The organism is Mycobacterium sp. 1165178.9, from assembly GCF_001673555.1.
Lineage (GTDB): Bacteria > Actinomycetota > Actinomycetes > Mycobacteriales > Mycobacteriaceae > Mycobacterium.
Window position 1 is genome coordinate 1 of sequence record NZ_LZMB01000225.1, and the last position, 5,637, is coordinate 5,637.

Here is a 5,637-nt window from a genome sequence, read left to right on the forward strand (position 1 = left end):
GCTGCTCAGCTACCTGTTCGTCGCGGTGTTCCTCGCCTTCATCGCCAACCTGTTGGCTCACTACATCTTTGGCGGCATCCGGCTCTCCGGTCGGACCGGCGCGCTGAGCCGTTCGGCGCGGATCCAGCTGGTCACCCTGGTCGGGTTGTTGGTCGTGCTGAAAGCGATCGCATACTGGCTGGACCGATATGAGTTGTTGTCGCACACCCGCGGCGGCAAACCCTTCACCGGCGCCGGATACACCGACATCAATGCGGTGCTGCCGGCGAAGCTGATCCTGATGGCGATTGCGCTCATCTGCGCGGCGGCGGTGTTCTCCGCGATTGTGCTCAAGGACTTGCGGATCCCGGCGATCGGACTGGTCCTGTTGCTGCTGTCCTCGCTGATCGTGGGCGCCGGTTGGCCGCTGATCGTCGAGCAGATCAGCGTCAAACCCAATGCCGCGCAAAAGGAAAGCGAATACATCAGCCGCAGCATCGCCGCGACGCGGCAAGCCTACGGCCTGACCTCCGACCAGGTCACCTATCGCAACTACACCGGCGACGCGCAGGCCGCCGCCCAGCAGGTCGCCGACGACCGCGCGACCACGTCCAACATCCGGTTGCTCGATCCGACGATCGTCAGTCCAGCGTTCACCCAGTTTCAGCAGGGCAAGAATTTCTATTACTTCCCCGACCAGCTCTCCATCGACAGGTACCTGGACCGCAACGGCGCGTTGCGTGACTACGTGGTGGCGGCCCGCGAACTCAACCCCGACCGCCTGATCGAGAACCAGCGAGACTGGATCAACCGGCACAGCGTCTACACCCACGGCAACGGGTTCATCGCCTCGCCGGCCAACACGGTCCGCGGCGTGGCCAACGATCCCAACCAAAACGGTGGCTATCCCGAATTCCTGGTCAACGTCGTCGGCGCCAACGGAGGGGTGGTGTCCGACGGCCCGGCCCAACTCGACCAGCCGCGCGTCTACTTCGGGCCGGTCATCTCCAACACGTCGGCCGACTACGCGATCGTCGGGCGCAACGGCAACGATCGCGAATACGACTACGAGACCAACAACGAAACCAAGAACTACACCTACACCGGGCTCGGCGGCGTCCCGCTCGGCGACTGGCTGTCGCGCAGCGTGTTCGCCGCGAAGTTCGCCGAGCGAAACTTCTTGTTCTCCAACGTGATCGGGTCAAACAGCAAGATCCTGTTCAACCGTGACCCGGCGCGGCGGGTGGAGGCGGTGGCGCCGTGGCTGACCACCGACAGCGCGGTCTACCCGGCGATCGTCAACAAGCGACTGGTGTGGATCATCGACGGCTACACCACGCTGGACAACTACCCGTATTCCGAACTCACGTCGCTGGAATCGGCGACCGCGGACTCCAACGAGGTGGCGTTCAACAAGCTGGCGCCCGACAAGCGAGTCTCCTATATCCGCAACTCGGTGAAGGCGACCGTGGACGCCTACGACGGCACCGTCACGCTGTACCAGCAAGACGAACAGGATCCGGTGCTCAAGGCCTGGATGAGGGTCTTCCCGGGCACCGTGAAGCCCAAGAGCAACATCACCCCGGAGCTGGCCGAGCACCTGCGCTATCCCGAGGACCTGTTCAAGGTGCAGCGGATGCTGCTGGCCAAATATCACGTCAACGATCCGGTGACGTTCTTCTCCACCTCGGATTTCTGGGACGTGCCGCTGGATCCGAACCCGACGGCCAGCAGCTACCAGCCGCCGTACTACATCGTCGCGAAAAACATTGCGAAGAACGACAATACGGCGTCGTATCAGCTGACCAGCGCGATGAACAGGTTCAAGCGCGACTATCTGGCCGCCTATATCAGCGCCAGCTCCGACCCGGCGACGTACGGCAGGATCACCGTGCTGACCATCCCGGGTCAGGTCAACGGGCCGAAGCTGGCCAACAACGCGATCACGACCGATCCGGCGGTGTCCCAGGACCTCGGCGTGATCGGGCGCGACAACCAGAACCGGATCCGGTGGGGCAACTTGCTCACCTTGCCGGTGGGGCAGGGCGGCCTGCTCTACGTCGAACCCGTGTATGCCTCGCCGGGGGCGAGTGACGCGGCGTCGTCCTACCCGCGGCTGATCCGGGTGGCGATGATGTACAACGACAAGATCGGGTACGGCCCCACCGTGCGGGACGCGCTGACCGGGCTGTTCGGTCCGGGCGCGGGTGCGGCCGCGACGAGCATCCAGCCCACCGAAGCCGGGACACCCGCCGCAACTCCGCCGCCCAGCGCGCCGGCGCCGGTCGCGACGCCCGGATCACCGCCCCCAGTCGCCGCACCCCCGGTGCCCGACGGATCGGTGACGCTGTCGCCTGCCAAATCCGCTGTGCTGCAAGAGATTCAGGCGGCGATCGGCGAGGCCAAGGACGCGCAGAAGAAGGGCGATTTCGCCGGCTACGGCGCGGCGCTACAACGGCTGGACGACGCGATCACCAAGTACAACAACACCAAGTAGGTCGGCCGTGGGCTAGCAAAGGCCATCTCGCAACCGCGGTAGCGATTCCGCTGGGTGGCAATGCGGCGGCAGCGGTGTCGGTGCTTGTCGCGGGGCCGCGCCCTCCGTTTGGACTGCTCGCTGCCACCAGGGCCACCGGTGCTCGCATCGCCGGCCTGCTTCGCGCACCGTGAAACAGTGACAGCGAGAAGAGAGCTCAATCAATGGACGCAGGCTCGCCACCCGCCCCGTGGCTTCCTAACGTCAGCGCGGCGAACTCTCCTCAAGCTGCGGCGTGAGCAGTGGTCAGCGAAAACCCACTCAGTGGGCACAGGCTTGGCCTCTTGTCCCGCGGCTTCTTAAGGTCATCGGCGTGGACAGACACAATGCCCCGGTTGCCAATAGCGCCAACTGTCGCGGCGCACCGCCCTTCGCCTGACACGAATTGTCCGTGCCAATCGAGCGGGAAGTGACAACGGATGCCTCAGCGGGCAGTGGTGAATATCGGCGCCGGCCCAGCGGGGATTTCTGCGGCCCTGAGCCTGAAAGGCAAGGGAATTCGGCCATTGCTGAGCCGCCTCGCGCTAGTTGGATACCTAGCTAAGCAACCAGGAAAGCTGGCCAAGCACATCTCGCAAGCCCGCCGCCGCCGTTTTGCAGCCTTTCGGCCCCAACCTGTGTCCGGGACAGCTTCGTCGAAATCATCCTGAACAGGAATGTTGCTTCTCGGCACTGGGCATAGATCGTAAGTGTTCGCGCGTTGAACCGGACGACGTCGTCACGTTGGTGTCGGCGACAGCAACCATAAGGGGTCGATGGTGGACCAGTGTGAGTTGGATCGCGTGAGAGATCGCATGGCCAGCTGTAGGCGCGCGGGCGCGACGGGCGGCTCGTTTCACACCGAGGGTCGCGGGGTCATCGAGAGCGCATTTGAGTTGCTAGATCACGTGGGTGCGTTGGAACCGGTGCGGTTGCTGGACTTGGCGAATGTGAGCGGGATCCCGCGAGAGACGGTCCGGCGATTGTTGCAGCAGTTGATCGCGGTCGGGGCGGTCAGCCGGGAAGGTACCCGCTATCGGCTCGGCGCCAGCCTGTTGGGGTTGGGTTCGCGAGTGAGCTCCGAGCGTCGTTTGCGGGTGGCGGCCCGGCGGCCGATCGCCGAACTGGCCTCGGCCACCGGTGCCGCAGTGCAGTTGTCCGCGATGATCGGCGGTGAGGCGGTGTACCTGGATTCGGTGGACGCTCGGGTTCCGTTGGGAGTGATCGCCCAACCCGGGGCCCCGGTCCCACCCAGATGCGCGGCTGCGCGGGCCCACACCGAATTAGGCTATACCGCACCGATAGTGGACGCAGGCGAGGTAATAGCAGATATGAGCTGTGTCGCGGTAGCGATTCCGCTGGGCAACGGCGCTGCGGCAGCCCTGTCGACACTCGTCGCGGCACCGCGACCGCCGCTCGGACTGCTCGCTGCCACCAGGGCCACAGGCGTCCGCATTGCCAGGCTAGTTCGTGCGCCGTGAATTGGTGATCACCGCGAAAAACCCACTCATTAGGCATGGATTGGCCGCTCGTCCCGCGGGTTCTTAACGTCATTGGCGTGACAGCCACTAATTCGGCGCAGTATGGCGCAGAAGTAAAACGCCCGGCCTCATGAGCAATATGACTCTGGCGGAGCAACTGGTGCTCCTACCGCTGCTGCGCATTCATGGCGTCGTCTATCGGAAGACCAACGGCCGGGTCGGTCACCAGATGCCGGGGATGCCGCCATGTTTGCTGTTACACACCATTGGCGCAAAGACCGGTCAACAGCGCAGCAAGGCACTGATCTACGCGAAGGACGGCGACTCGTACCTGGTCGTCGCGTCCTTCGGCGGTAGCGATGAGCACCCAGGCTGGTACTACAACCTCCGCAAACGGCCGGACTGCGAAATCAACGTCGGTCCAATACGATTCGCGGTGAGAGCGCGCAAAACCACGCCTGATGACGCCGACTACGCGCGACTGTGGGAGATCGTCAACAAGAACAACGCGAACCGATACACCGGCTACCAAAGCCGAACGTCGCGGCCTATCCCGGTCATTTCGTTAACCCCGGCTTAAGGACATAGAACAGCTCTGCAGCCCTCAGCTCCAGGTCGCCACCCCGGTGGACGCTCGCGTTCCGGACGCGGCGAGGCAATAGCGCGCGACAAACACCGTTACTGCTGATTCCGCATCGTGAATTGGTCTCAGCGACAGGCCCATTCAGTGGGCACGGATTGGCCGCTTGTCCCGCGAATTCTTAACGTCATAGGCGTGATAGCCACAAATTGGGTGAAGGATGGCGGAGAGCCGCCGGCGCCGCTGGAATTTCAAGGCGTGGACTGCATTTCGCCCCTCTCATCACGTGATGGCCACCTCGGCGCAGACATTCGTGCTCGACCTCGCCATCAACTCACAGGAGACAAAGACAAATGAGTACACCCGATGTGATAACCGCGGCTGCCAACGAGCTGGAGAGACGGATCGATTCGACGCAGGTACGTGTACCCGGCGGCGCGCCGTTGATCTGGAACGCGGCGGTGCAACATCGTCCGGCCTTGGTCGTGCGTGTCGAGTCACCACGCGACGTACAAGGGGCAGTCCGAGTGGCGCGCGACCGTGGGATGCGGCTCTCGGTGCTCGGCGGCGGCCACGACTGGGCGGGTCGTGCGGTGTGCGACGGCGGTTTGGTGATCGACATGTCCGGGATGCGCAACGTCACCATCGATTCCAGGGCGCAGGTCGCGACAGTGAGTGGGGGCGTTATAGCGTCCGACCTGATCGACGCGGTCGCGCCGTATGGACTGGTTGCCGCCACCGGCAACTGCGGTGGTGTCGGCATGACCGGCCTGACACTCGGCGGGGGCTACGGACCGCTCAACGGGCGGTTCGGCCTTGCCGCGGACAACCTGCTCGGCGCCGAGGTTGTCCTGGCGGATGGTCGAATCGTCACGGCCGACGCGACTCACGAGCCGGAGCTGTTCTGGGCACTGCGCGGTGGTGGCGGAAACTTCGGGGTTGTCACCTCGATGCGGGTGCGGTTGCACCCAGTGGACCGGTTGATCGGCGGGATGATCATGTTTCCGTGGTCGCAGGCCGCGACGGTGTGGCGTGGGCTGGGTGAGCTGTTGTCGACCGCGCCTGACGTGGTGACCGTGCAA

4 protein-coding genes are annotated in these 5,637 nt (G+C 64.2%); all 4 read left to right on the plus strand.

Annotated features, from left to right (window positions below; genetic code table 11):
- Nucleotides 1-2,476: UPF0182 family protein (locus A5652_RS10390; RefSeq protein ID WP_067350208.1), on the plus strand; the 2,476-nt coding region annotated here is incomplete at its 5' end.
- An 821-nt stretch (nucleotides 2,477-3,297) separates the two neighbouring features.
- Entirely contained in the window at nucleotides 3,298-3,975 is a 678-nt protein-coding gene (locus A5652_RS10395) for a helix-turn-helix domain-containing protein (protein WP_197513899.1), read from the plus strand.
- 130 nt (nucleotides 3,976-4,105) lie between these two features.
- Entirely contained in the window at nucleotides 4,106-4,555 is a 450-nt protein-coding gene (locus tag A5652_RS10400) for a nitroreductase family deazaflavin-dependent oxidoreductase (RefSeq protein WP_067350214.1), read from the plus strand.
- Between the two features lie 353 nt (nucleotides 4,556-4,908).
- A partial coding sequence (locus A5652_RS10405) for an FAD-binding oxidoreductase (RefSeq protein ID WP_156745262.1) occupies nucleotides 4,909-5,637 on the plus strand: 729 nt, incomplete at its 3' end.

Coding starts and splice junctions, on each gene's coding strand:
- A5652_RS10400 (WP_067350214.1), top strand. CDS start 4,106: ATGAGCAATATGACTCTGGCGGAGCAACTGGTGCTCCTACCGCTGCTG.